The following is a 22,670-nucleotide window of genomic DNA, read 5'->3' on the forward strand; positions in this document are numbered from 1 at the left end:
ACAGCATTTGCACAGATTATTGAGCATCAGCTTTAGCATAATTGCCCGCGTAAGCTGCTCGAATGTCGACCAAAACAACGAACGAATGCTTGAGTGACGACTGATGAGAAAAAACGAATATGCGGATTACCGGAGCGTTATTGCCGATTCTTGGAACCGTTGTATTGCCTGGGGCCTTGAACACGACCATGAGCCAACACCGCTTATGCCGGAATCTGCCCGACTGGAGGAAATAAACCGCCAGTACAGCGAATTGCTCTCGGTGACCGAGGCTGAGGTTCTCCCCTACTACCGGAACGTACTTTCCAGCAGCCGATGCCTCATTCTGCTTGCCGATCAGCATGCCACGGTACTGAACAGCTGGGGTGATGAACGTATCACCGAGACCCGCCTGAAACCCTGGTTCCAGGCGGGTGCGAACTGGCAAGAACAGAATTGCGGTACGAACGCCATTGGCACCTCTATTGCTGTTAGTGCGCCCGTCCAGATTCAGCGAAACGAACATTTTCTGAAAACGAACCGGAGCATCATTGGTTCTGCGGCACCCATTTTCGGTGCTCACAGGCAGATTGCAGGGGTTCTCAGCGTATTCAGCGACGCTTACCTGCCACAGGCCCACACCCTCGGCATGGTTCGGCTACTTTCACAATCTGTCGAAAATCGTCTCATCAAACGTCAGTTTGGCCCCGATCATTTTCAGATTACCCTGAACACCACGGCGGATAACTTTGACAGCCCCTGGTCGGGCATCCTGGTTTGCGATGATTTCGGAAAGATCATTGCAAGCAACCAGCGAGCGGACCAGTTACTGGGAATGAATACCGTCGAGGCCCGCCTGGATGAGTTATTTACGAGCCGCCGGCATCAAATTCTTGAGCATCCAGAAACTGAAACCTTGCAACTGACCACTCGCAGCAAGGTGCGACTGAGCGCCAGGATCAAACGCCCTACAAGGGTTAACGAAAACCCGAATCGGATCGATCGGTTATCTCAGTCGAACGAGGGCTGCTATTCAGATGAGCTGCTGGGTATCGACAACCTGGAGTTCGGTGATTCGGCAGTAAAGCGTTGCGCTACACAAAGTCTCAAAGTACTTCAGCGGGGTGTCCCGGTTCTTATCACCGGCGAGACAGGGGTCGGCAAGGAAGTGCTGGTCAAGGCCCTTCACCGGGCATCCCACCGAAAGGATCAACCACTGGTCGCGGTTAACTGCGCGGCCATTCCGCCGGAACTGGTTGAGTCGGAGCTGTTCGGTTACGAAGCCGGCGCCTTCACCGGCGCCCGGGCGCAGGGTTCGCTGGGCTTTATTCGAAAGGCCCACAAAGGCATCCTGTTTCTTGATGAGATTGGCGAAATGCCCCTGTCGGCCCAATCCAGGCTGCTACGGGTACTCCAGGAACGGCTGGTTACGCCAGTGGGTTCTACCGACAGCGTTCCCGTTGATATTCTGCTGGTTACCGCAACCAACCAACCACTGGGCACACGTATCGAAAGCGGCCATTTCCGGGCGGACCTTTACTACCGGATCAACGGGCTATGCGTGGAACTCCCTGCGCTCCGAAACCGATCCGACAGGTCGCTGCTGATACAGAACCTCTATTCCCGACACCGTGACCCTGGTCAATCGGAACAGCTGTCTCCTAAAGTGCTTTCGGCCTTTGAGAACCACCCTTGGCCGGGTAATATCCGCCAATTGGTGAACGTGTTGCGGGTGGCGATCGCCATTGCTGACGGGGAAGATGTGCAGGTATGGCATTTACCGGAAGACTTTCTTGCAGAATTCGAGACCGCCGCAGGCGAGGAATCCGATCCACGGATAGCGGAACCACGAGCCCCGGGCGTTGAGGTTGAACAGGAGGATCCACTCGCCACAACTCTCAAGGTGTACCGCAAGTGCACTGGCAACGTGTCACAGGCAGCGAGAGAGCTGGCCATCAGCCGAAACACACTATACAAGCGTCTTCGGGAATTAGGGGTTCGCTAAACCGCGTTTCCGCAACATCGTATCGTCAAAGCTTCTGAACTGCCTGGATCCAGCCATCGTAAAGCTTGTCCCGGTTCTGCTTCGTCATGACTGGTTCAAAATTCCGGTCACAGCACCACAGATCCGAGAGTTCCTCAAGAGAGCCATAGACTCCGGCTTTCAGGCCGGCTAGGTAGGCAGCGCCCAGCGCAGTAGTTTCAACCAACGACGGGCGATCCACCCTCGCACCGAGAATGTCAGCCAGAAACTGGAGCACCCAGTTGTTGGCCACCATGCCACCGTCAACTCTGAGGTTGACCGGGCGAATGCCGTCTTTTTCCATGGCTTTCTGCAGATCCTTGGTCTGATAGCAAACAGACTGCAGGCCCGCCGTGACAATCTCTTTTATACCGGTATCGCGGGTAAGACCGAAAATGGCGCCTCTTGCATTGGGATCCCAATAGGGCGCGCCGAGTCCGGTAAATGCTGGCACCAGATATACTCCGTGGTCCATGGGCGTACCCTCTGCGAGCGGCTCTGTTTCACAAGCATTCCGGATTAGCTGAAGTCCGTCTCGCAGCCATTGAATGGTTGCGCCCGCGATAAAAATACTGCCTTCCAGGGCGTAGGTAGGCTTACCGTTCAGCCGATAGGCCACCGTTGTGAGCAAGCGGTGTTTCGACTGCAAAGCTTTGTCCCCAGTGTTGAGCATCAGGAAACAACCGGTTCCGTAGGTGCTCTTCGCCATGCCAATGCCGAAGCAGGTCTGACCAAATAGAGCGGCCTGTTGATCTCCAGCAATACCGAGCACCGAGGTTCCGTTAAGGGCTCCACCCTCTGTGATCTCTCCGAACTGATCGGCAGAGTCCATCACCTCCGGCAACAGCGATTCGGGAATGCCGAAAAGCTCCAGGAGCTCCGGATCCCATTTCTGGTTGTGAATGTTGAACAGCATCGTACGGCTGGCATTGGTCGCATCAGTGCGATGCTCTCGGCCACCGGTTAGTCGCCACAACAAAAAGCTATCGACGGTACCGAATGCGAGCTCACCGCGCTCCGCTCGTTCCCGCACTCCGTCGACATTTTCCAGAATCCAACGGATCTTGGTGGCCGAGAAATAAGGATCAATCAGCAAACCGGTCTTGCTGTTGACCCAGGGTTCGAGCCCTTCACGTTTCAGGGACTCGCAGTAGGAGGCGGTTCGCCGGTCCTGCCAGACGATAGCGTTGTATACGGGCTCTCCGGTATTCCGATCCCAGACTACCGTGGTCTCGCGTTGGTTGGTGATGCCTACGGCAACCACTTTACCGCAATCACCACACTCTTCGGCCATTACCGCGTCACAGGTCTGCTGAACCGATGACCAGAGATCCTCCGGATTGTGCTCAACCCAGCCGCTTGCCGGGAAATGTTGGGGAAACTCTTGTTGGCGGATAGCGTGTATGTTGCCCAGTAGGTCAAAGAGTATGGCACGGGAACTGGTTGTACCTTGATCGATGGAAAGTATGTACTGACTCATGGTATTTCGACCTGGGTTTCTTATTTTTTCGCATTTTTGCTTTTTTGAACATAAATTCCAAGTAGTTTTCACTTAAAGCGCGCGTCCAACTCGCCGAACCTTTTAAAGAAGCTGCATAACCCGCTGAAAACTACTAAGCTTTAAAACTGTTTTCGGACGCACAGTATTTCGCATGAGAAAAATGATAAAGCGGAGGAGGCTTTCATGGCACAGCGTCGCCGACAGGATCTTATTATGGAGCTGATCCAGCAGAACGGTTTTGTCACGACCGAACAGCTGGTGGACCAATTCAAGGTAACGCCCCAGACGATCCGCCGGGACCTGAATGAACTCGCCAAGGAGAAAAAGCTCCGCAGACACCATGGCGGAGCAGGCATTGACTCCAGCACAGTCAACACCGCCTACCAGGCTCGAAAGATAATGGATCTGGAAGCCAAGGAACGAATTGCACAAGCGTTGGTGGAGCTCATCCCTGACAACTCCTCCATGTTCATCAATATCGGCACCACCACCGAGACCATCGCTAAGGCTCTGCTTGAGAAGAACAACCTACAGATAGTTACCAACAACCTGCACGTTGCGTCCATTCTTTCGGCCAAAGAAGATTTCCATGTAATCATCGCTGGCGGAGAGGTGCGCAACCGTGATGGCGGAATTGTCGGTGAAGCTACCATGGACTTCATCAATCAGTTCAAGATGGACTTCGGCATCATTGGAATCAGCGGTATTCACAATGATGGTTCCCTCCTCGACTTCGATTACCGCGAAGTCCGAGTCGCTCAGGCAATCATCGCCAACTCCAACCAGGTCCTTCTTGCTGCCGACCACTCCAAGTTCGGACGAAATGCCATGGTCCGTCTCGGTAACATTTCCCAGGCCGATCATGTGTTTACGGATCAGCAACCTCCCGTAGAAATCCGTCAGTTGCTGAACGAACACAACGCTCAGCTCCATATCGTTTAATAGTTTTTCGCTTGTTCCCCTCTGCGAAAAGGTGATCGCGCTACGTTTTTCGTTTTTTTTCTATTTTTTCCTTTACGAATATATATGCCTTTCGCATAATAGCGATATACCGCATATTGAACACTGAAAAGTGCGCATCGCAACAAAGCGCCTTTTCAGAGTCGTCAGGAGATGACCAACAATGGCTATGGAGCATGAGCAGTTTGACGTTATCGTCGTTGGTGGCGGAGTCAACGGCACCGGCATTGCCATGGACGCGGCCGGGCGAGGCCTGAAAGTCCTGCTTTGCGAAATGAACGATCTGGCTTCCGCCACGTCATCAAGCAGCAGTAAGTTGATACATGGTGGGCTGCGATATCTGGAACACTATGAATTCCGCCTGGTCCGGGAGGCTCTGGCCGAGCGCGAATCTCTGCTTCGCAATTCCCCTCACATCATGTGGCCAATGCGCTTTCGCCTGCCTCACCGTCCTCACCTGCGCCCAGCCTGGATGATTCGCACCGGCCTGTTTCTTTATGACCATCTTGCAAAACGGGAAATCCTGCCAGGCTCTCGCTCAATCAAGTTTGGTGAGAACGATCCATTGAAACCCGATATCACTAAGGGCTTTGAGTACTCGGACGGCTGGGTCGATGATGCTCGCCTGGTGGTTCTGGCTGCGAGAAAAGCGCAGCAGCTCGGTGCTCGAATACTCACTCGCACCAAATGTATCAAAGCAGAACAGGGCACTCGAGACTGGAGGGTCACCCTCCGCAACATGACCGATGAAACCGAAAAAACTGTTTCGGCCAAGGCCATTGTGAATGCCTCTGGCCCGTGGGTAAGCAAATTATTTGGCGAAACCCTGTCGATGCCCGCCCCGAAAACGATCCGCATGGTGAAAGGCAGTCATATTGTGGTTCCGAGGCTCAACAAGGGCACCGAAGCTTACATCCTTCAGAATGAAGACGAGCGGATCGTGTTCGTTATCCCCTACGAGGATGAATTCTCGCTAGTGGGCACCACCGACGTCGATTATGAAGGCGACCCGAAAAAAGCAAAGATCTCACCTGAAGAAACCGACTATCTCCTGAACATCGTAAACTCCCATTTCAAGCGGCAACTGGAGCCTTCGGATGTGATTTGGTCCTACTCTGGCGTGCGGCCCCTGATGGACGATGAACAGGAGAATGCCCAGAAAGCGTCACGGGACTACTCCTTTGAGGTCAATAGTGAAAAAGGTAAGGCGCCGCTGATTTCGGTATTCGGAGGCAAGATCACCACCTATCGCAAACTGGCCGAAGCCGCCACGGACAAGCTGTGCCAGTTCTTCCCGGAAGCCGGCGGTCGCTGGACCAAGACTGGTGTTTTGCCGGGCGGAGACTTTGCCAATCATGAAGCACTGGAAGAAACCCTCAGACGTGATTTTCCCTGGCTCTCCGAGAAGGTGATCAGTCGCTATGTGCGTACCTACGGCACAACCAGTTACGACATTCTCCATAATTGCCACTCAATGGACGATCTGGGCGAACACTTCGCAGGAACCCTCTATCAACGGGAAGTCGAGCACCTGATAAAGAACGAATGGGCGATGACCTCGGAGGATATTCTCTGGCGTCGTACTAAACAGGGACTTTATTCGAGCGACGCGGATGGGGAAGCACTGGACCGCTACCTGATGAAAAGCGCTTGTGCCGACACTCGCAAGACTTCGCTCCATCACAGCGCCTGAACCCCTCCGGTCACTGTTGCTCCGGCCCAAGAAGCCGGGCAACTCTTTGTTGCAGCTGGGGCACAACCTCGTCTTCGAACCATGGATTCCGACGCAGCCAGAGGTTATTTCTTGGGCTGGGGTGAGGCATTGGGACTATCTCTGGCCAATACTTCTGCCAATGCTCAACATTGGCCGTTACGGACTGACGACAGTCCGGCAGATGCCAGGTGTGCGCATACTGCCCGATAACAAGAGTCAGACCTATGTCTGGCAGATGATCCAACAGTAAATTGCGCCAGGCTGGCGCGCACTCCGGCCGCGGCGGAAGATCTCCGGACTTGCCTGTGCCCGGATAGCAAAACCCCATCGGCAGGATCGCGAGCTTCTGCTCGTCATAGAAGGTATCCCGGGTAACCCCCATCCATTGCCGAAGCCTATCGCCGCTGGGATCGTTGAAGGGCAGCCCGGTCTCATGCACGCGCCTGCCCGGGGCCTGCCCGACTACGAGAATTCTGGCGCTTTCAGATATCTGTATGACAGGCCTCGGCCCGCGTGGAAGAACGTCGGCGCAAATCGTACACGCCCGCACGCGTCGAACCAGGTCATCGAAGGGAAGCCGGGAAAGATCCTCTGTCATGAGCGTTCCGTTATCAGGGTGATTGCATATACCGTCATTTCCCGTAACGATAGAGGCACAATCACGACACAACAAGTCTCGAAGGACACATCATGAATGCGAAAGCAGGCTCTCTCCCGCTGCCGGAAATCGATATCGAAGAGTTCCGGAAAGTTGTTCGCACGCGCCGCTCCATCAGGCGCTTTACCGATGAGCCGATTCCTGAGGCCGTGCTTGAAGATTGCCTGGAACTGGCAACCCTGGCTCCGAATTCCAGTAACCTCCAGCCCTGGGAATTTTTCGTTGTCCGCACGCCGGAGCTTAAGGCAAAACTCGCCCACGCCTGTCTTGGCCAGAATGCAGCGAAAACCGCCGCTGCGCTGATCGTAGTGGTTGCCCGACCGGATAGCTGGCGGGCTCATGCACGGCAAGCTCTTGAGGATTGGCCAGAAGAAAAACTGCCGCCCATCGTTGAAAAATACTATCGCAAAGTTGCCCCGATTCATTACAACCAGGGGCCGCTTGGTATTCTGGGTTTAGCCAAAAAAGCGGCAGGCCTTGCGGTGGGAATTACCAGGCCGGTGCCCCGGGGGCCCTACTCCAATTGCGAGATGAAAATCTGGGCTACCAAATCCACAGCCCTGGCTGCCCAGAACCTCATGCTTGCGCTCCGCGCCCACGGGTATGATTCCTGCCCCATGGAGGGTTTTGACGAGCATCGCGTGAAGAAGCTTATTAATCTGCCCGGAAAAGGATTGGTAACCATGGTACTGGCAGCCGGCCGACGGGCTGAAAACGGCGTCTATAACCGCCAGTACCGTTTTGATCAGCGCCAGATGGTGCACTACCTCTGATCCAGTAACGGCAATCCGGCCTCATACTTCCGGATTGCCCAGTGCCTCGGCAGCCCCCAGCAGGCCGGTGTAGGGCTCGGTGACCACATAGACCGGTGTAAACTCCAGTAGCGGGCGCATTCTTCCTTTATCCTCAAAGCCGTTGCGGAACGGGCTTTCGAGAAAGAACTCGAGGAAACGGGGCAGGATTCCGCCACACAGGAAGACACCACCCGTGCTACCCAAGGTCAGAACGCCATTGCCGGCTACCCGACCGAGAATTTCACAGAAATGGCTGAGCGTGTGGCGGGCCAGCCTGTCGGTGTTTTCTACCGCAGCCGCGGTGATTTTCTCCGGCGCATCCAGTGGCGCCGCAACGCCCTGAATCTCTGCATGGGCCTGATACAGGTTCAACAGGCCCTGACCGCACAGGATCCGTTCCACGGAAACCCGGCCAAACCGGGCCTTCAGAATCCGCAGCACAGCCATTTCGGCATCGTCCGTGGGCGCGAAATCCACGTGGCCACCCTCGGTCATCAACGGCACCCAGCCATGCTCGATGGGCACCAGCCCTGAAACGCCGAGCCCGGTTCCCGGACCCATCACCAGCCTGGGGCGCCGGCTGTCACCGGGGCCGCCGCAAACATGCACCAGATGGTCGTTCGCAACGTGAGGAACGCCGAGGGCCATGGCGGTAAAATCGTTGATCACCTTGAACCTGGACCAGCCAAACTGTGCTCGGACTTCTTCGGTATCAAAAAGCCAGTGGTTGTTGGTCATCCGAACCTGGGTCCCGCGAACCGGTGAGGCAACAGCCAGACAGGCCCCGTCGACCTCCGAAACCCCAACCCTAGCCAGGTAATCCCGCACTGCGTCATCGAGGTTCGCATATTCTCCGCAGGGCAAAATCTTGATGGCGCGAGGCTGCACGGTTCCCTGCTCTACCAGGGCAAAACGCGCATTGGTGCCACCAATATCACCGACCAGTGAATAGCGTGTTGCTGTCATGCCTCGTGATTCCAGAAAAAGCTGGCCCCTTCCTCGGGATTGCTGGCAGCGCGTCGCATCCAGCCAAATAACTCCCGACCGTAGCCGCGATGATACCCGGTCAGGTCCGCTTTTTCAGATTCCCGGCCGGCGAACTCCTGATCATCCACGCGGATGGCAAGAACACCACTCTCGGCATCCAGACAAACCATGTCGCCATTCTTGACCTTGGCCAGCGGGCCACCGTCCAGCGCCTCCGGGTAGACATGGATCGCCGCAGGTACCTTGCCCGACGCACCGGACATACGGCCATCCGTCACCAGACCAACCTTGAATCCGCGATCCTGCAACACGCCAAGGTAGGGGGTAAGCTTGTGCAGCTCTGGCATACCATTGCTCTTGGGACCCTGGAAACGCACGATCACAATACAATCCCTGTCCAGATCCCCTGCCTCAAAGGCTGCCTTGAGTTCGTTCTGGTCGTTGAACACAACGGCCGGCGCTTCAACTTTACGGTGCTCCGGGGCAACGGCAGAGACCTTGATAACGCCCCGACCGAGGTTGCCATCAAGCACCCTCAGCCCACCATCGGGTGCAAACGGCTCGGCAACCGGGCTGAGCACATCCGGGCGAAGGCTTTTTTCCGGCGCGGGCTTCCACACCAGTTGCTCATCCGACAACTCCGGCATCTCGGTATAGCGCTCAAGGCCATAGCCAACCACTGTGTTCACATCGTTATGCAGGTATCCGCCGCTCAGCAGCTCCCTGATCAGGAACGGCGTTCCGCCAGCCTCGTGGAAAGCATTCACGTCTTCCTGCCCGTTAGGGTAGATCCGGGTCATGGACGGAACCACGGAGGAAAGCTCGGCGTAGTCGTTCCAGTCGATGATGATCCCCGCCGCCCGGGCAATCGCTATCCAGTGAATGGTGTGATTGGTGGAACCGCCAGTAACCAGCAGCGCCACCAGAGCATTGACGATGCTCTTTTCATCCACCATATCGCCCAGACCCAGCTCGCCACCGTGAGGCTTGGACAGCCTGATCACCTGCTCGGTCGCCGCCCGGGTAAGCTCATCACGGAGCGGCGTATTGGGGTTCACAAACGCCGACCCCGGCATATGCAGGCCCATGACTTCCACCAACAGCTGGTTGCTGTTGGCGGTGCCGTAAAACGTACAGGTGCCGGGGCTGTGATAGGACTTGCTCTCGGCCTCCAGCAATTCTTCCTTGCCAACCTTGCCCTCGGCGTAAAGCTGGCGGATCCGCTGCTTTTCCTTGTTCGGGAGCCCTGAAGGCATCGGCCCTGCGGGGACCAGAATGGTAGGGAGATAGCCGAAGCTCAGCGAGCCGATCAGAAGGCCAGGCACAATCTTGTCGCAGATCCCCAGAAGCAGCGTGGCATCGAACATGTTGTGACTGAGGGCCACGGCCGTACTCATGGCAATGGTGTCCCGGGAGAACAGACTCAGCTCCATACCCGGCTGGCCCTGGGTTACGCCGTCACACATGGCCGGCGTACCCCCGGCCACCTGAGCCACCGACCCCATTCCACGGGCCGCCTCCCGAATAATATCCGGGAACTTTTCGTAGGGTTGGTGGGCCGAAAGCATATCGTTATAGGCCGTTACCATGGCCACGTTGGCCTTGTTCATGAATTTCAGGGTGTCTTTGTCGCCCTGATTACAGGCCGCGAAACCGTGGGCCAGATTGCCGCAGGACAGAGAGCTCCGGTGTGGAGACTGGGCTTTGAGGGCATTCATGCGGTTCAGGTAATCCTGCCGCGTTGGGCGACTGCGCTCGATGATTCTCTGGGTAACCTTATCTACGGTCGGGTGCATGGTGGGCTCCATTGCGTAATTTATTAGAGTGGTCGTTTTTAGACGTAATTTTACTTCCTTTTTTTGGCATTTCCACCGGTTAATCGTTCATTTCTTCTTTTTTTGTTGTTATATTTACTACATTACTGAGGTAAAACGAACAAAAAACGACCACCCAAGGAGTCAGACAATGACGATCCGTATCGCAATCAACGGTTTTGGCCGCATCGGTCGCAATGTTCTCAGAGCATTGTATGAAAATAACTACCGGAGCCAGCTACAGGTTGTTGCCATTAACGACCTTGGCGACGCCGAAACCAACGCCCATCTGCTCAAGTATGACAGTGCTCATGGTCGATTTGAGGCCGATGTCAGCCACGACTCAGAATCGCTGACAGTGAACGGCGACCGCATTGCCATCACAGCACTGCGCAACCCCGAAGAACTGCCCTGGAAAGATCACCGTGTCGATGTTGTTTTCGAGTGCACCGGGCTTTTCACCAAACGGGACAAGGCGGCAGCTCACCTGAAAGCCGGCGCGCGCAAGGTCATCATCTCTGCACCCAGCCCCGATGCGGATGCCATGATTGTCTACGGCGTGAATCACGAAACCCTGACCACCAATCACGACATTATCTCCAACGCGTCTTGCACTACCAACTGCCTGGCACCGGTTGTTGAAGCTTTGCACAAGGCCATCGGCATCGAGAGTGGCCTGATGACCACCATCCACTCCTACACCAACGACCAGAAACTGAGCGACGTGTACCACTCTGATCTTTACCGCGCTCGCTCTGCCACTCAATCGATGATTCCAACGAAGACCGGCGCGGCTGCCGCCATTGGCAAGGTTATTCCGGAACTTGAGGGAAAGCTTGATGGCCTCGCAGTTCGCGTCCCCACCATCAACGTATCATTGGTGGACTTTGGCTTTATCGCCAGCCGCGAAACGACCGTTGACGAAGTAAACGAAGCGATAAAAACAGCGGCCGAGAAAAATCCGGTTCTTGGTTATAATATCGAGAAACTGGTCAGCATCGACTTCAATCACAACGCACTTTCCAGCATCTATGATGCCAACCACACCCGCGTTCTGGGTCGTCACGTAAAAGTCATGGCCTGGTACGATAATGAATGGGGCTTCTCGAATCGTATGCTGGATAATGCCCTCGCCCTCTTCGAGGCCGGCCAGTAAATCTGGCCGTTTCAGCTGATTCCGCTACTCTTTTCGAGACCATTTTGAAGAACCAAAGGACACCAACCATGCTCAGGCGTACCAAGATTGTCGCCACTCTCGGCCCGGCCACCGATTCACCGGAATCCCTCGCGGCCATTATCGCCGCCGGTGTGGATGTCACCCGACTCAACTTTTCCCACGGCAGCGCCGAAGAGCACATCGGCCGCGCTCGCCGGGTTCGCGAAGCAGCAGCGGCCCAAGGCCGGTTTGTCGCTTTGCTGGCCGATTTGCAGGGCCCCAAGTTGCGCATCGCACGGTTCTCGGAGAACAAGGTCACCCTCAAGGCAGGCCAGACGTTTATCCTGGACGCTGCCATGGACAAGGAGGCGGGTACCGAGGAAAAGGTCGGCATCGACTACGAGCAACTGATCGAAGATGTGGAACCGGGAGACATTCTGGTTCTGGACGATGGCCGCATTGAGATGGAAGTGCAGTCGGTCAGCGACCACAGCATCACTTCCACCGTGCTTATCGGAGGCCCGCTCTCGAATAACAAGGGCCTGAACAAGCGCGGCGGCGGCCTGTCCGCCGAGGCGCTGACGGAGAAAGACAAACAGGACATCGTGACGGCCGCCAAACTGGGCGCGGATTACGTGGCGGTTTCGTTTGTTCGCACCGCCGAGGATATGCACATCGCCCGGCGCCTGCTTAAGGAAGCAGGCTCTGACGCAGGCCTGGTCGCCAAAATCGAACGGGCAGAGCTTGCCGACGATGTGGAAGCCCTGGACGCGGTAATCGAAGCATCCGATGCGGTCATGGTTGCCCGTGGCGACCTCGCCGTTGAAATCGGCGACGCCCAGTTGGTGGGCGTACAGAAGCACATCATCTCCCGCGCCCGCGTTCTCAACCGCGCGGTGATCACGGCCACGCAGATGATGGAGTCGATGATCACCAGCCCCATGCCAACGCGAGCCGAAGTCTCAGACGTTGCCAACGCGGTGATGGACTATACCGATGCAGTGATGCTGTCTGCGGAAACGGCCGTGGGTGATTATCCCAAGGAAGCAGTCGAAGCCATGGTGCGCATTTGCCTGGGCGCAGAGAAGCATCCGTCGATGCATCAGTCCAAACACCGGATTCACGAGAGCATGGAGGAAGTTGATGAAGCTATCGCTCTTTCCGCCATGTACGCAGCGAACCACCTTGAGGGTGTCTCGGCCATTATCTGCATGACCGAGACGGGTGCCACGCCAAGGTTGATGTCTCGCATCAAGTCGAGCCTGCCAATCTTTGCGTTTTCGCGCCATCACTCCACCCAGCACCGGGTCGTTATGTTCCGTGGCGTTCAGACGGTGCCTTTCGATTCTGCCAAGATTCCGAACGAGCGGACCAACGCTTTGGCGGTGTCGGTGCTGGTTAATCAGGGTGCAGTCAAGGAAGGGGATCTGGTGGTGATTACCAAGGGTGACTATGTGAATGCCCAGGGTGGTACCAATACCATGAAGATTGTTCGGGTTGGTTCTGATATTCGCTGACTGTAAGCCTTCTTTCCAGCCCTTAGTCGATTGGTGCGTGGCCTTGTAGCCTGCGGCAATGTGCGAATCGGCAGTGGGGTTCCCCTTTCCAAAAAAACGCTACGAGCACATCCATGTGCGCTTGGCTGTGGCCATCCTTGGCCACAGACATTTTTGGAAAGGGGAACCCCACTCCCTCGTTCAGAATGTTGCAGTTTTCTCGGCGTGACAGTTTCTCGACTATTGAGACCTACAAAGTTGCGACGAATACTCGCGTTATCGGAAGTTTTGCTAAGCGCTTCTGGGCGGGGCTGACGGGAATGTCGCTGGCCATGGATGGCCAGCGCCAAGCGCACATGGATGTGCTCGTAGCGTTTCCCGTCAGCCCCGCCCAGAAGCGCGCAAATGCCGAAACCTTCAGGCTACAAGAACGAGAACAAGACCAAAGTCAGAGGTCCGCCAGACTCCCCCGCGCAATCCCGGTAATCTGCGCCCAGTCTTTAGCCGCCACCACATCTGCAGGGGTCAACCAGGTGCCACCAACGGCCTGGACGTTGCCGAGGGCCAGGTAGTCTGCCGCGGTGTTGCGGCGGATGCCGCCTGTTGGGCAGAAGGTAACGTCCGGGAATGGCCCGCTGAAGGCATTGAGGGCCGGGATGCCGCCGGCGACTTCGGCGGGGAAGAATTTGAATTCGCGGTAGCCGAGGTTATAGCCAATCATCATTTCCGAGATGGTGGCAATGCCCGGCAACAGTGGGGCTTCGGAGGTCAGGCCGAATTCCAGGATGGCTTCGGTTACGCCCGGGGTGATTACGAACTGGGCGCCAGCGGCCTCTACCTGGCGGTATTGGGCAATGCTGGTAACGGTGCCCGCGCCTACCCAGGCGTCCGGGATGGCTTTGCGGACTTCTTCGATGGCTTTTAGGCCGTGTTCAGTGCGCAGGGTAATTTCGAGGACGTTGATGCCGCCATCAACGAGAGCCTGGCAAAGGGGCACGGCGTCGTCGAGGTCCTGAATGGCGATGACCGGCACCAGGGGTGAGGATTGCAGTACTGCCCTGACGCGCTCGCGATGGTAATCGGAAAGTTGGCTCACGGTTTTCTCCATAACAAATGTCGGGCGTTTCAGGGACTCCAGAACACCTGGAGGCCTGGTTTCAGGAAAGCTCTGATTGGCATCTCGACCACCTTGTCCGGTTCAGACATAGCACGTTCCAGTGTCTGCAGTTTGTCCTCGCCCTTCAGATGCAACGCGGTGAATCGGGCATCTCTAAGGGGTGGCCAGGTCAAGGTGATGCGTTTCTGCGGCTGCGACGCGGGCGTGGCGGGCGCAACGATTTCCTGGCATTCAGGATTCATCGCACTTTCCAATTCGGGTGCGTCGGGAAACAGTGAGGCAGTATGGCCGTCGTTGCCCATACCAAGAATCAGCACGTCGATGGGCAGGGCAAGGTCCGCCAGCTCGGCCTTCACCCGCTCAAGCCCCTCTGAGGGTGTCGCACCAGGCTGTTTGAGCGACAGGAACCGGGCCGAGGCTGCCTTGTTCTGCAGCAGGTTCTCCCGAACCAGGCGGGTATTGCTGGCATCGTCGTTTTCTTCCACCCAACGCTCATCCGCCAGCAGAACGTCTACCCTGCCCCAATCCAGATCCTTGCCGGACAGCGCTCTGAAAAATGGCAGCGGCGTGGAACCGCCGGATACCACCAGGCTCGCCCTGGGCGCCTCTCTCAGGCGGGCCGCCAGAAATCCCGCCACGGCATCGGCAAGATCCAGGGCCACGCCATCAGCCGTGTCACCTGAACGGTCGCTGACACCCCCGGGCAAACGCAGATCAGACATCTTCATACCAGCTCCTGCCATCCCGGGTAATCATGGCGATGGAAGCAACGGGGCCCCAGGTTCCCGCCGCGTAACGTTTTGGCGGCTCGCCGCCATCCTTCCAGTTCCGAATAACCTGATCGACCCAGCGCCAGGCATACTCCACCTCGTCACGGCGCACGAACAGGTACTGGTTACCCTTCATTACCTCCCAAAGCAAACGCTCGTAGGCATCGGGAATCCGATCGGTAACAAAGGTCTCAGAAAAGGTGAGCTCCAGAGGGCCTTGACGAAGTCGCATGCCCTTATCCAGGCCCTGGTCCTTGGTGAGGATCTTCAGGGCCATGCCTTCGTCAGGCTGAAGACGGATAATCAGCTTGTTGTTGGCGAGGTGCTTCTGGTCCGGATCAAAAATGTAATGCGGCGCAGGCTTGAAGTGGATGATGATCTGGGACAGCTTTTCGGGTAGGCGTTTACCAGTGCGAATGTAAAACGGGACACCCGACCAGCGCCAGTTGTCGATCTCTGCTTTCAGGGCAACGAAAGTTTCAGTAGCGCTGCCCTTGTTTGCCCCCTCCTCCTCCAGATAGCCGGGCACCGGCCTGCCGTTACTGGTGCCGGCGGTGTACTGGCCACGCACCACGTAACTGTCCATCATATCGGGCGTAATGCGCTTCAAGGCCTTGAGAACCTTGACTTTCTCATCCCGGATGCTGTCGGCAGACAGGTCCGAGGGCGGGTCCATGGCGATCAGGCACAGCAGCTGAAGTAGGTGATTCTGGATCATATCGCGAATCTGGCCAGCTTTGTCGAAATAGCCCCACCGCCCCTCGATGCCAACGCTCTCGGCCACCGTGATCTCCACGTGGGAAATGTGGTTCTGGTCCCACTGGGAGGCAAACAGGTTATTGGCAAAACGCAGAGCGATCAGGTTCTGGACCGTTTCCTTACCCAGGTAATGATCAATCCGGAACAGCTGGTTCTCGTTGTAGACCTCGCCAAGCTCGTCGTTGATCACCTTCGACGACTCCAGGTCGTGACCGATCGGCTTCTCGACCACCACCCGCGTCTTCTCGGTGCAGCAACTGGCGGCCCGCAGGTTTCGGGCTATGACGCCATACATGGACGGCGGGGTGGCCATATAAACAATAAGCTCATTATTGGCGTCATCACGCCACTCGTTGAGCACAGCAAATGCATCGGGTTCGTTAAAATCCAGAATCTGGTAATCGACCCGCTTCAGAAAGGATTCGGCCAGTCCAGCATCGAACTCTTCCGGCTTTACGTACTGCTTCAGCTTGTCAAACAACTGCTGGCGCACGGTCTCGGTATCGGCATCTGAGCGGGCAATGGCCAGGACCCGGCTCCCCTCCGCCAAGAGGTTGGCGCGCTCAAGCTGGTACAGCGCCGGAAACAGTTTTCGCTGGGCAAGGTCACCCAAGGCTCCGAAGAGCATCAGGTCACAACGGGTATTGATCTTGTTGACCATTGGTTCCTTCTCTCTGGTGGGCAGTCCGTCGCAAAAACTCGACGACAGAACTCAATGTAGTAATTTTAACCAAATAATGACATCCAAAAATCGTTTTTCCAAGAAAAAACTGCGTTTCGTGATACTTTTACTACCCCAAAACCGGTAAAAAAGCGGTATAATCACCGCGTTTTCAAGACAACGACCGCCCATGATTCAGGGAGTACCATTGATGGCCGCGAACCAGGCGCACCGTGACGACAATCTGCTTGAGGACATCCAGTCCAGGCTGGAGACCCTTAACAAATCCGAGCGGAAAGTGGCCGAGGCCATTCTCCGTGACCCAAGCGCGGCCACCCGTTACAGCATAGCTGCCCTGGCGAGAGCCGCCGACGTCAGCGAACCCACCGTTAACCGTTTCTGCCGGGGTTTCTCGGCAACAGGTTTCCCGGATTTCAAGATTCGCCTCGCCCAGAGTATCGCTACCGGCACCCCCTATATCGGCCAGAACGTGGAGCCCGACGACACCGTTGCCGAATTCGCAGACAAGATCATGCTCAGTACCATTGCCAGCCTGGACAAGGCTCGGCAAGCGCTCGACCCGAAAGCCCTGGCAACGGCCATTGATTACCTGATCCAGGCCAAACAGATCAATTTCTTTGGCATGGGCGGATCTGCTGCTGTGGCTATGGATGCCCAGCACAAGTTTTTCCGCTTCAATATCCCGGTCATGTCCTACGACGACGCCCTGATGCAGCGCATGGTGGCGGCCGGAGCAAACGTGGGCGATGTTATCGTGCTCATTTCCTACACGGGCCGCACCCGGGAAACCGTGGATATCGCACAACTTGCGCGGGCCAACGGTGCTACGGTGATCGGTATCACCAACCCCGATTCCCCCCTGGCGGAAAGCTGCACGGTGGTGCTGGGCGTCACCGCGCCGGAGGACACTGAGGTCTATATGCCAATGTCCTCTCGGATCATTCATCTGAGCGTTATCGACATTCTTGCAACCGGCGTAACCCTCAAACGCGGCGCGGATTTCCTCGGGCACCTCAAGAAGATCAAGGAAAGCCTCAAGCCCACCCGCTTCCCACCGACCTGAGCCTCAGTGCCACAATAGAAGAGGTCAGCAGATACAAGAAAGCCCGGGCATTCGCACCGGGCTTTTCGTTGATCGCGGGGCGCCATTCGGCGCCTTTTTCATGAGGCGGATATCAGGGTCTCTCGACCTCCGCCCGGTTTCGAAGGAACTGCTGGTACGCGGCGTATTCCCTCTGGCCTTCGAGAGATGCCAGGAATTCCCGAAGCTGGTTCAGTTCGGTACCATCTTCCGAGACCTGCCCGTCCGTGACCTCGTCCAGCGCGATCACCGCGGCAGAATTGGCCATCACAGCCTTGCCAAACCGGGCGCCATCCGCTGGGCGCGCCAAAGAAAACACCTGCTGGAGAATGGCGGGACCTGCCTCGGAGGCGTTCCGTGCCAGCCCTTCATAGCTGGACCACTCACCAATACCCTCGGGGCTCTGACCTGACTCCAGGTCAGCGATAATCGCGTCAGCCCTTTCAGAAAGAGCTTCCCGCGTCTTGCGCTGCTCCAGCGTCGTCCGGATCTGATCGCGAACCTGGTCCAGGGGCAGCTGCTCGGCTTCATGATACTTATTCACCCGGGCAACGACAGACACGTTGTCACCCACATCGATCAACTCGGTGTTGTAACCCGCGTCCAGGACATCTTCGGAAAACAACTGCCGTACCAGACCGGCGTGGTCAAACGGCGCCTGACCACCGTCACGGGTAACGCCGCTGGCCTCCCGCACCTCAAGCCCGAGCTCTTCGGCAGGGCCGGCCAGATCATCGGCGGCATACGCGGAGTCGGCAAGCTCTGCCCGGACTTCAGCAAACTGCTCACGAGCCTTTTCACGGGCCAGCTCACGACGGAGCTGGTCTTCCATCTCATCCAGAGACGGCACCTCGGACTCCCTGACATCCTCGAGGCGAATAAGATGAACCCCGAACGATGTCCGAACCGGCTCGGAAACTTCGCCTTCCTCAAGGGCAAACAGGGCTTCCTCGAAGGGCTCGGCGTAAATGCCACGACCGGCATAGCCCAGGTCGCCGCCGTCTTCGGCCGAAACGGTATCAATGGAATACTCCCGCGCCAGGTCAGCAAATGACTCCCCGGCCGCCAGGCGCTCCTGGATCGTTGCCATGGTTTCGTCTGCGTCACTGCCCTCTTCGATCAGGATGTGGGACGCCCGACGCTCCTCACTGGCCAGATCGGCAGCCTGCTGCTCGTAATAGGCCTGAAGCTCCGCATCGTCAACTTCAATGCTCTCAGCAAGGGCACCCAGCGAAAGCGTGATGTAGGCAGCGTCTACACGCTCCGGCTGCTGAAACGCACCCGAGTTTTCTTCATAAAAGGCTTCAACGTCAGCATCAGAAACCGATACCGCGTCCGCCACTGAGCTGGCAGGAATATCCAGTACCCGGAAACTGCGTGTCTGGTTCTGAATCTGGAGCAGCTGCTCGGCATTCTCATCCGCCACCAGGCCACTCTGAACGATACCCGCACGGATCTGGTTCACCACATATTGCTTGCGCATGGCTTCCCGAAACTCGCCCACGCCCATGCCCATATTACGGACTGTGGCCACAAAGCGGTCGCGATTGAACTGGCCATCCACCTGGAACTGCGGCATCTGGGTAATCAACGCATCGATATCAGCATCATTGAGCTCCAGTCCCTGAGCGTTGGCATCCTGGATCAGGACCTGCTCCTGGATCAGGGAATCCAGAACGTCTGTGCGAATCTGGTCTTCGTCAAGCATCGAGGGATCCGGGTTTTCCATTCTGGATAGCCGGCGCTGGCTCTCCATCTGGACCACGCGGAGAAACTCCCGCTCGGTAATATCCTCGCCGTTGACGGTTGCCACCTCAGGCTCGCCGGAGAAGCCGCCGACAATGGCGTCCATCCCCCAGATGGATAGCGACACAATAAGAAGACCAATGATGACCTTGGCGATCGTGCCCTGGGCATTGTTCCGAATATCTTGAAGCATGTTTCTCCCGGATCCCTGTTCAAGGTAGTGCAGTTTTATTCGTTTCAGCGCGCGGCGAAGGGCGGACCTAACGTAAAAAGGCGCACCCGGTGTGGAATGCGCCTTGAATTCTTCTTGGGTGGCTTCCTGCGACAGAAGCCACCGGAGAAAGAACCGTTACTTAACGGCGTCTTTCAGGGCCTTGCCTGCTTTGAACCCAGGCACTTTGGAGGCCGGAATCTTGATCTCGGCACCAGTCTGCGGGTTACGACCGGTACGAGCAGCACGCTCTTTTACGGAGAAGGTACCAAAACCGATCAGAGTTACCTGATCGCCTTTTTTCAGGGCACCGGTGATTGAGTTGGTCATTGCGTCCAGAGCACGGCCAGCGGCGGCTTTGGAGATATCTGCGGACTCTGCAATTGCATCGATAAGTTCGGACTTGTTCACACTAAACCCCTTCGATTTCAGGTTGAAGATGTTATAGGTTGGTTTGTTTTTTCTCGGACGTTCTCGACTATCGCATAAGCGGTCGGAGAATTCCATTCTTCACTTTTCTTATTCCTTTCGGCTTTATACCGGCATTCGGAATAGGGACTGACTGCGCGGGAGCCCTTGGTATTGGCTGCTTCACGGCGAAACAGTTATACCAATGGGCTCTCAGGCATGTCAACAACTCATCAAGGCTTTAATGTGTATTTATGCGCTCTGACGCGTCGCCTTCTTCGTCACGCGGCTTGCCAGAACCCGTTTCCGGAGATGAATCTTCAGCCCTGGGCTCGGGTGGATAGGCCAGTGCAATATCCAGCACTTCGTCGATCCACTTCACAGGACGAATCTCCAGCGACTCCTTGATGTTTTCAGGTATCTCCTTGAGATCCCTGACATTCTCATCCGGAATGATCACCGTCTTGATGCCACCCCGATGCGCTGCCAGAAGCTTTTCTTTCAACCCACCGATGGCAAGAACACGTCCACGCAGAGTGATTTCACCGGTCATTGCAACGTCGGCGCGAACCGGAATCTTGGTCAGAGAAGAAACCAGCGCTGTGCACATACCGATACCGGCACTGGGACCATCTTTCGGTGTCGCACCCTCCGGTACATGCACGTGCAGATCGTGCTTCTCGTGGAAATCATCGGCAATTCCAAGACCGGGTGCCCGGCTACGTACCACCGTCAATGCCGTCTGGATGGACTCCTGCATGACATCACCCAGGGAACCCGTCTTCACGACCCGGCCCTTGCCAGGCGTGAGGGCGCACTCAATATGCAGCAGTTCGCCACCCACCTGGGTCCAAGCCAGACCGGTCACCTGACCAATCTCGTTCTTTTCCTCGGCGAGGCCGTACTTGAATTTTTTGACCCCCGAGTAATCTTCGAGCATGTCCTGCGTGAGAGTGACAGAGACCTTCTCTCCGCTCTCCACATGGTCACGCACCACCTTGCGGCAGATCTTGGCAATCTCGCGCTCCAGGCCACGTACACCGGCTTCACGGGTGTAGTAGCGGATCAGGTCGCGAAGGGTGTCCTCTGGCAACTTGAGCTCATCCTTGCGCAGGCCGTTGGCCTTGATCTGCTTCGGCAACAGATAACGCAGCGCAATATTGACCTTCTCGTCCTCCGTGTAACCCGGGATACGGATGATTTCCATCCGGTCCAGCAGGGCGGGAGGAATGTCCATGGAGTTGGAGGTACACACGAACATCACATCGGAGAGATCGTAATCCACTTCGAGGTAGTGATCGTTGAAGGTGTGATTCTGTTCCGGGTCGAGGACCTCCAGCAGCGCTGAGGCCGGATCACCACGATGATCCATGCCCATCTTGTCAATTTCATCGAACAGGAACAGCGGATTCTTCACGCCCACCTTGGACAGCTTCTGAAGAAGCTTGCCGGGCAACGCACCAATGTAGGTCTTCCGGTGGCCGCGGATTTCAGCTTCATCACGCACGCCGCCCAGGGCCATCCGGGTGTACTTCCGGTTGGTCGCACGGGCAATGGACTGACCGAGCGAAGTCTTGCCCACACCGGGAGGACCAACCAGGCAGAGCACAGGACCCTTGACCTTCTTCACACGGCTCTGAACCGCAAGGTATTCGAGAATACGCTTTTTGACTTCATCGAGGCCATAGTGGTCCCGATCGAGAATTTCACGGGCTTTTTCGATGTCGTGACGGACACGGCTGCGCTTCTTCCAGGGAATCGCCAGCATCCAGTCAATATAACCACGGACGACGGTCGCTTCCGCAGACATCGGAGACATCATCTTGAGCTTGTTCAGCTCCGTTTCAGTCTTTTTGCGGGCCTCTTCCGGCAATCCGGCTTCTTCCAGCTTCTGCTCAAGCTCTTCGAAGTCGTTGTTGCCTTCGCCCAGGTTACCCATCTCTTTCTGGATAGCCTTCATCTGTTCGTTCAGGTAGTACTCGCGCTGGCTGCGCTCCATCTGCTTTTTCACGCGGCCACGGATGCGCTTCTCAACCTCGATCAGGTCGATTTCGCCATCCAGCTTACCGAGCAGCAAGTCCACCCGCTTGCGGATATCCAGCGCTTCCAGCAGTTCCTGCTTTTCCGGAATACGCATTTCCAGGTGAGCAGCCATGGTGTCGGCCAGGCGTTCAAGCTCCTCAATACCGGTGAGAGCATTGGAGACCTCGGAAGGGACCTTTTTGGAGAGTTTCACGTACTTCTCGAACTCGTCCATCAGGGTCTTTATCAGGACCTCCTGCTCGCGCTCGGGCAGCCCTTCTTCATCCATCAGGACAGCGCCACCGGACAGGTACTCACCCTCGGAGATATCGCTGATGGTGGCTCGGGCGTTGCCCTCTACCAACACCTTGACGGTGCCATCGGGCAGGCGAAGCATCTGCAGAACCGTTGCCAGCGTGCCCATCTCGAACACATCCTTCGGACCCGGCTCATCAGTAGAGGCGTCTTTCTGGGCTACCAGGAGGATTTCCTTGCTTCCTTCCATCGCGGCTTCGAGAGCCTGAATGGATTTTTCTCGGCCCACAAACAGTGGGACCACCATGTGCGGAAACACCACTACGTCACGCAGCGGAAGCAGCGGGTACTCTTGCACGGCATCTTCGGGTATACGGGTCATTGGGAATCCTCTGACGGTATTTCTTTCAGCATATCACCCTTCATTGGGGCGCCCGCAAAAATTGCAATCTTTTTACTAAACGAAACAGGGCAGGAATATCGCGATACAAAAACGCGAAAAGGGGCGTTGCCGCCCCTCTTCATTTCAACCGCTAA

Annotated in this window: 17 protein-coding genes; 7 read left to right on the forward strand and 10 right to left on the reverse strand. The window is 56.4% G+C overall.

Going from position 1 to position 22,670, the window contains the following annotated elements; all coding sequences use genetic code 11:
* Positions 1-103 precede the first annotated feature (103 nt).
* The gene (locus AC5JQH_RS01805) at positions 104-1,984 is read left to right on the forward strand and encodes a sigma-54-dependent Fis family transcriptional regulator (protein WP_104270049.1); all 1,881 of its coding nucleotides are present in this window, start codon (positions 104-106) and stop codon (positions 1,982-1,984) included.
* A 25-nt stretch (positions 1,985-2,009) separates the two neighbouring features.
* Here the strand turns inward: AC5JQH_RS01805 and glpK are convergent, their stop codons facing one another.
* Positions 2,010-3,482: a glycerol kinase GlpK gene (glpK, locus tag AC5JQH_RS01810; protein ID WP_008174634.1), complete on the reverse strand. Its 1,473-nt coding sequence runs from the start codon at positions 3,480-3,482 to the stop codon at positions 2,010-2,012.
* A gap of 204 nt (positions 3,483-3,686) precedes the next feature.
* On the opposite strand from glpK, the gene AC5JQH_RS01815 reads away from it, so the two are divergent.
* Together AC5JQH_RS01815 and glpD are read left to right on the forward strand one after the other, a co-directional pair.
* On the forward strand, positions 3,687-4,445 hold the full coding sequence (locus tag AC5JQH_RS01815; protein ID WP_008174631.1) for a DeoR/GlpR family transcriptional regulator: 759 nt from the start codon (positions 3,687-3,689) through the stop codon (positions 4,443-4,445).
* Positions 4,446-4,626: 181 nt separating this feature from the next.
* Complete coding sequence (gene glpD / locus AC5JQH_RS01820) at positions 4,627-6,156, forward strand: glycerol-3-phosphate dehydrogenase (protein WP_493805216.1); 1,530 nt, start codon at positions 4,627-4,629, stop codon at positions 6,154-6,156.
* A 10-nt stretch (positions 6,157-6,166) separates the two neighbouring features.
* Here glpD and AC5JQH_RS01825 read toward each other — a convergent pair whose 3' ends face one another.
* Positions 6,167-6,775 (reverse strand): uracil-DNA glycosylase family protein, encoded by a 609-nt coding sequence (locus AC5JQH_RS01825; protein ID WP_493805217.1) that lies wholly within the window; start codon positions 6,773-6,775, stop codon positions 6,167-6,169.
* A gap of 92 nt (positions 6,776-6,867) precedes the next feature.
* On the opposite strand from AC5JQH_RS01825, the gene AC5JQH_RS01830 reads away from it, so the two are divergent.
* A complete protein-coding gene (locus AC5JQH_RS01830; RefSeq protein WP_092029877.1) occupies positions 6,868-7,608 on the forward strand; it encodes a nitroreductase family protein in 741 nt (246 codons plus the stop codon).
* 21 nt (positions 7,609-7,629) lie between these two features.
* Here AC5JQH_RS01830 and AC5JQH_RS01835 read toward each other — a convergent pair whose 3' ends face one another.
* Positions 7,630-8,595: a glucokinase gene (locus tag AC5JQH_RS01835; protein WP_104270047.1), complete on the reverse strand. Its 966-nt coding sequence runs from the start codon at positions 8,593-8,595 to the stop codon at positions 7,630-7,632.
* Positions 8,592-10,412 (reverse strand): phosphogluconate dehydratase, encoded by a 1,821-nt coding sequence (gene edd, locus AC5JQH_RS01840; protein WP_092029880.1) that lies wholly within the window; start codon positions 10,410-10,412, stop codon positions 8,592-8,594. The genes AC5JQH_RS01835 and edd overlap by 4 nt, the downstream gene beginning before the upstream one ends.
* 169 nt (positions 10,413-10,581) lie before the next feature.
* Between edd and gap the strand changes: the two genes are divergently transcribed.
* Together gap and pyk are read left to right on the forward strand one after the other, a co-directional pair.
* Complete coding sequence (gap, locus tag AC5JQH_RS01845) at positions 10,582-11,586, forward strand: type I glyceraldehyde-3-phosphate dehydrogenase (RefSeq protein WP_008174618.1); 1,005 nt, start codon at positions 10,582-10,584, stop codon at positions 11,584-11,586.
* Between the two features lie 68 nt (positions 11,587-11,654).
* Entirely contained in the window at positions 11,655-13,103 is a 1,449-nt protein-coding gene (gene pyk, locus AC5JQH_RS01850) for a pyruvate kinase (RefSeq protein WP_493805218.1), read from the forward strand.
* 427 nt (positions 13,104-13,530) lie between these two features.
* On the opposite strand, the gene AC5JQH_RS01855 is transcribed toward pyk, so the two are convergent.
* From AC5JQH_RS01855 to zwf, 3 genes are read right to left on the reverse strand one after another with little or no spacing between them, the layout of a single operon-like run.
* Positions 13,531-14,190, reverse strand: a complete 660-nt coding sequence (locus AC5JQH_RS01855; protein WP_175497316.1) for a bifunctional 4-hydroxy-2-oxoglutarate aldolase/2-dehydro-3-deoxy-phosphogluconate aldolase — start codon at positions 14,188-14,190, stop codon at positions 13,531-13,533.
* Positions 14,191-14,207: 17 nt separating this feature from the next.
* Positions 14,208-14,921, reverse strand: a complete 714-nt coding sequence (gene pgl, locus AC5JQH_RS01860) for a 6-phosphogluconolactonase (RefSeq protein ID WP_493791047.1) — start codon at positions 14,919-14,921, stop codon at positions 14,208-14,210.
* Positions 14,914-16,389, reverse strand: a complete 1,476-nt coding sequence (zwf, locus tag AC5JQH_RS01865; RefSeq protein ID WP_008174609.1) for a glucose-6-phosphate dehydrogenase — start codon at positions 16,387-16,389, stop codon at positions 14,914-14,916. The genes pgl and zwf overlap by 8 nt, the downstream gene beginning before the upstream one ends.
* Before the next feature lie 211 nt (positions 16,390-16,600).
* Here zwf and AC5JQH_RS01870 point away from each other — a divergent pair, with 211 nt between their 5' ends.
* Positions 16,601-17,473, forward strand: coding sequence for a MurR/RpiR family transcriptional regulator (locus AC5JQH_RS01870; protein ID WP_008174607.1), 873 nt, complete (start codon positions 16,601-16,603; stop codon positions 17,471-17,473).
* A gap of 112 nt (positions 17,474-17,585) precedes the next feature.
* On the opposite strand, the gene AC5JQH_RS01875 is transcribed toward AC5JQH_RS01870, so the two are convergent.
* The 3 genes from AC5JQH_RS01875 to lon form a co-directional block, all read right to left on the reverse strand.
* Positions 17,586-19,430 carry a SurA N-terminal domain-containing protein gene (locus tag AC5JQH_RS01875; protein WP_430414783.1) on the reverse strand — a complete coding sequence of 615 codons (1,845 nt, stop codon included), beginning with the start codon at positions 19,428-19,430 and terminating at the stop codon, positions 17,586-17,588.
* Positions 19,431-19,586: 156 nt separating this feature from the next.
* Positions 19,587-19,859: an HU family DNA-binding protein gene (locus tag AC5JQH_RS01880; protein ID WP_008174603.1), complete on the reverse strand. Its 273-nt coding sequence runs from the start codon at positions 19,857-19,859 to the stop codon at positions 19,587-19,589.
* 238 nt (positions 19,860-20,097) lie between these two features.
* On the reverse strand, positions 20,098-22,515 hold the full coding sequence (gene lon / locus AC5JQH_RS01885; RefSeq protein WP_008174599.1) for an endopeptidase La: 2,418 nt from the start codon (positions 22,513-22,515) through the stop codon (positions 20,098-20,100).
* Positions 22,516-22,670: the final 155 nt, after the last annotated feature.

This window comes from Marinobacter sp. H13, from assembly GCF_059072335.1.

Bases quoted from the DNA above. Each gene is read 5' to 3' on its own strand.
- AC5JQH_RS01855 (WP_175497316.1), bottom strand. From the start codon at position 14,190: ATGGAGAAAACCGTGAGCCAACTTTCCGATTACCATCGCGAGCGCGTC.
- AC5JQH_RS01825 (WP_493805217.1), bottom strand. From the start codon at position 6,775: ATGACAGAGGATCTTTCCCGGCTTCCCTTCGATGACCTGGTTCGACGC.
- glpK (WP_008174634.1), bottom strand. From the start codon at position 3,482: ATGAGTCAGTACATACTTTCCATCGATCAAGGTACAACCAGTTCCCGT.
- edd (WP_092029880.1), bottom strand. From the start codon at position 10,412: ATGCACCCGACCGTAGATAAGGTTACCCAGAGAATCATCGAGCGCAGT.
- AC5JQH_RS01805 (WP_104270049.1), top strand. From the start codon at position 104: ATGAGAAAAAACGAATATGCGGATTACCGGAGCGTTATTGCCGATTCT.
- AC5JQH_RS01830 (WP_092029877.1), top strand. From the start codon at position 6,868: ATGAATGCGAAAGCAGGCTCTCTCCCGCTGCCGGAAATCGATATCGAA.
- AC5JQH_RS01815 (WP_008174631.1), top strand. From the start codon at position 3,687: ATGGCACAGCGTCGCCGACAGGATCTTATTATGGAGCTGATCCAGCAG.
- gap (WP_008174618.1), top strand. From the start codon at position 10,582: ATGACGATCCGTATCGCAATCAACGGTTTTGGCCGCATCGGTCGCAAT.
- zwf (WP_008174609.1), bottom strand. From the start codon at position 16,389: ATGGTCAACAAGATCAATACCCGTTGTGACCTGATGCTCTTCGGAGCC.
- lon (WP_008174599.1), bottom strand. From the start codon at position 22,515: ATGACCCGTATACCCGAAGATGCCGTGCAAGAGTACCCGCTGCTTCCG.
- pgl (WP_493791047.1), bottom strand. From the start codon at position 14,921: ATGTCTGATCTGCGTTTGCCCGGGGGTGTCAGCGACCGTTCAGGTGAC.
- AC5JQH_RS01870 (WP_008174607.1), top strand. From the start codon at position 16,601: ATGGCCGCGAACCAGGCGCACCGTGACGACAATCTGCTTGAGGACATC.
- pyk (WP_493805218.1), top strand. From the start codon at position 11,655: ATGCTCAGGCGTACCAAGATTGTCGCCACTCTCGGCCCGGCCACCGAT.
- AC5JQH_RS01875 (WP_430414783.1), bottom strand. From the start codon at position 19,430: ATGCTTCAAGATATTCGGAACAATGCCCAGGGCACGATCGCCAAGGTC.
- AC5JQH_RS01835 (WP_104270047.1), bottom strand. From the start codon at position 8,595: ATGACAGCAACACGCTATTCACTGGTCGGTGATATTGGTGGCACCAAT.
- glpD (WP_493805216.1), top strand. From the start codon at position 4,627: ATGGCTATGGAGCATGAGCAGTTTGACGTTATCGTCGTTGGTGGCGGA.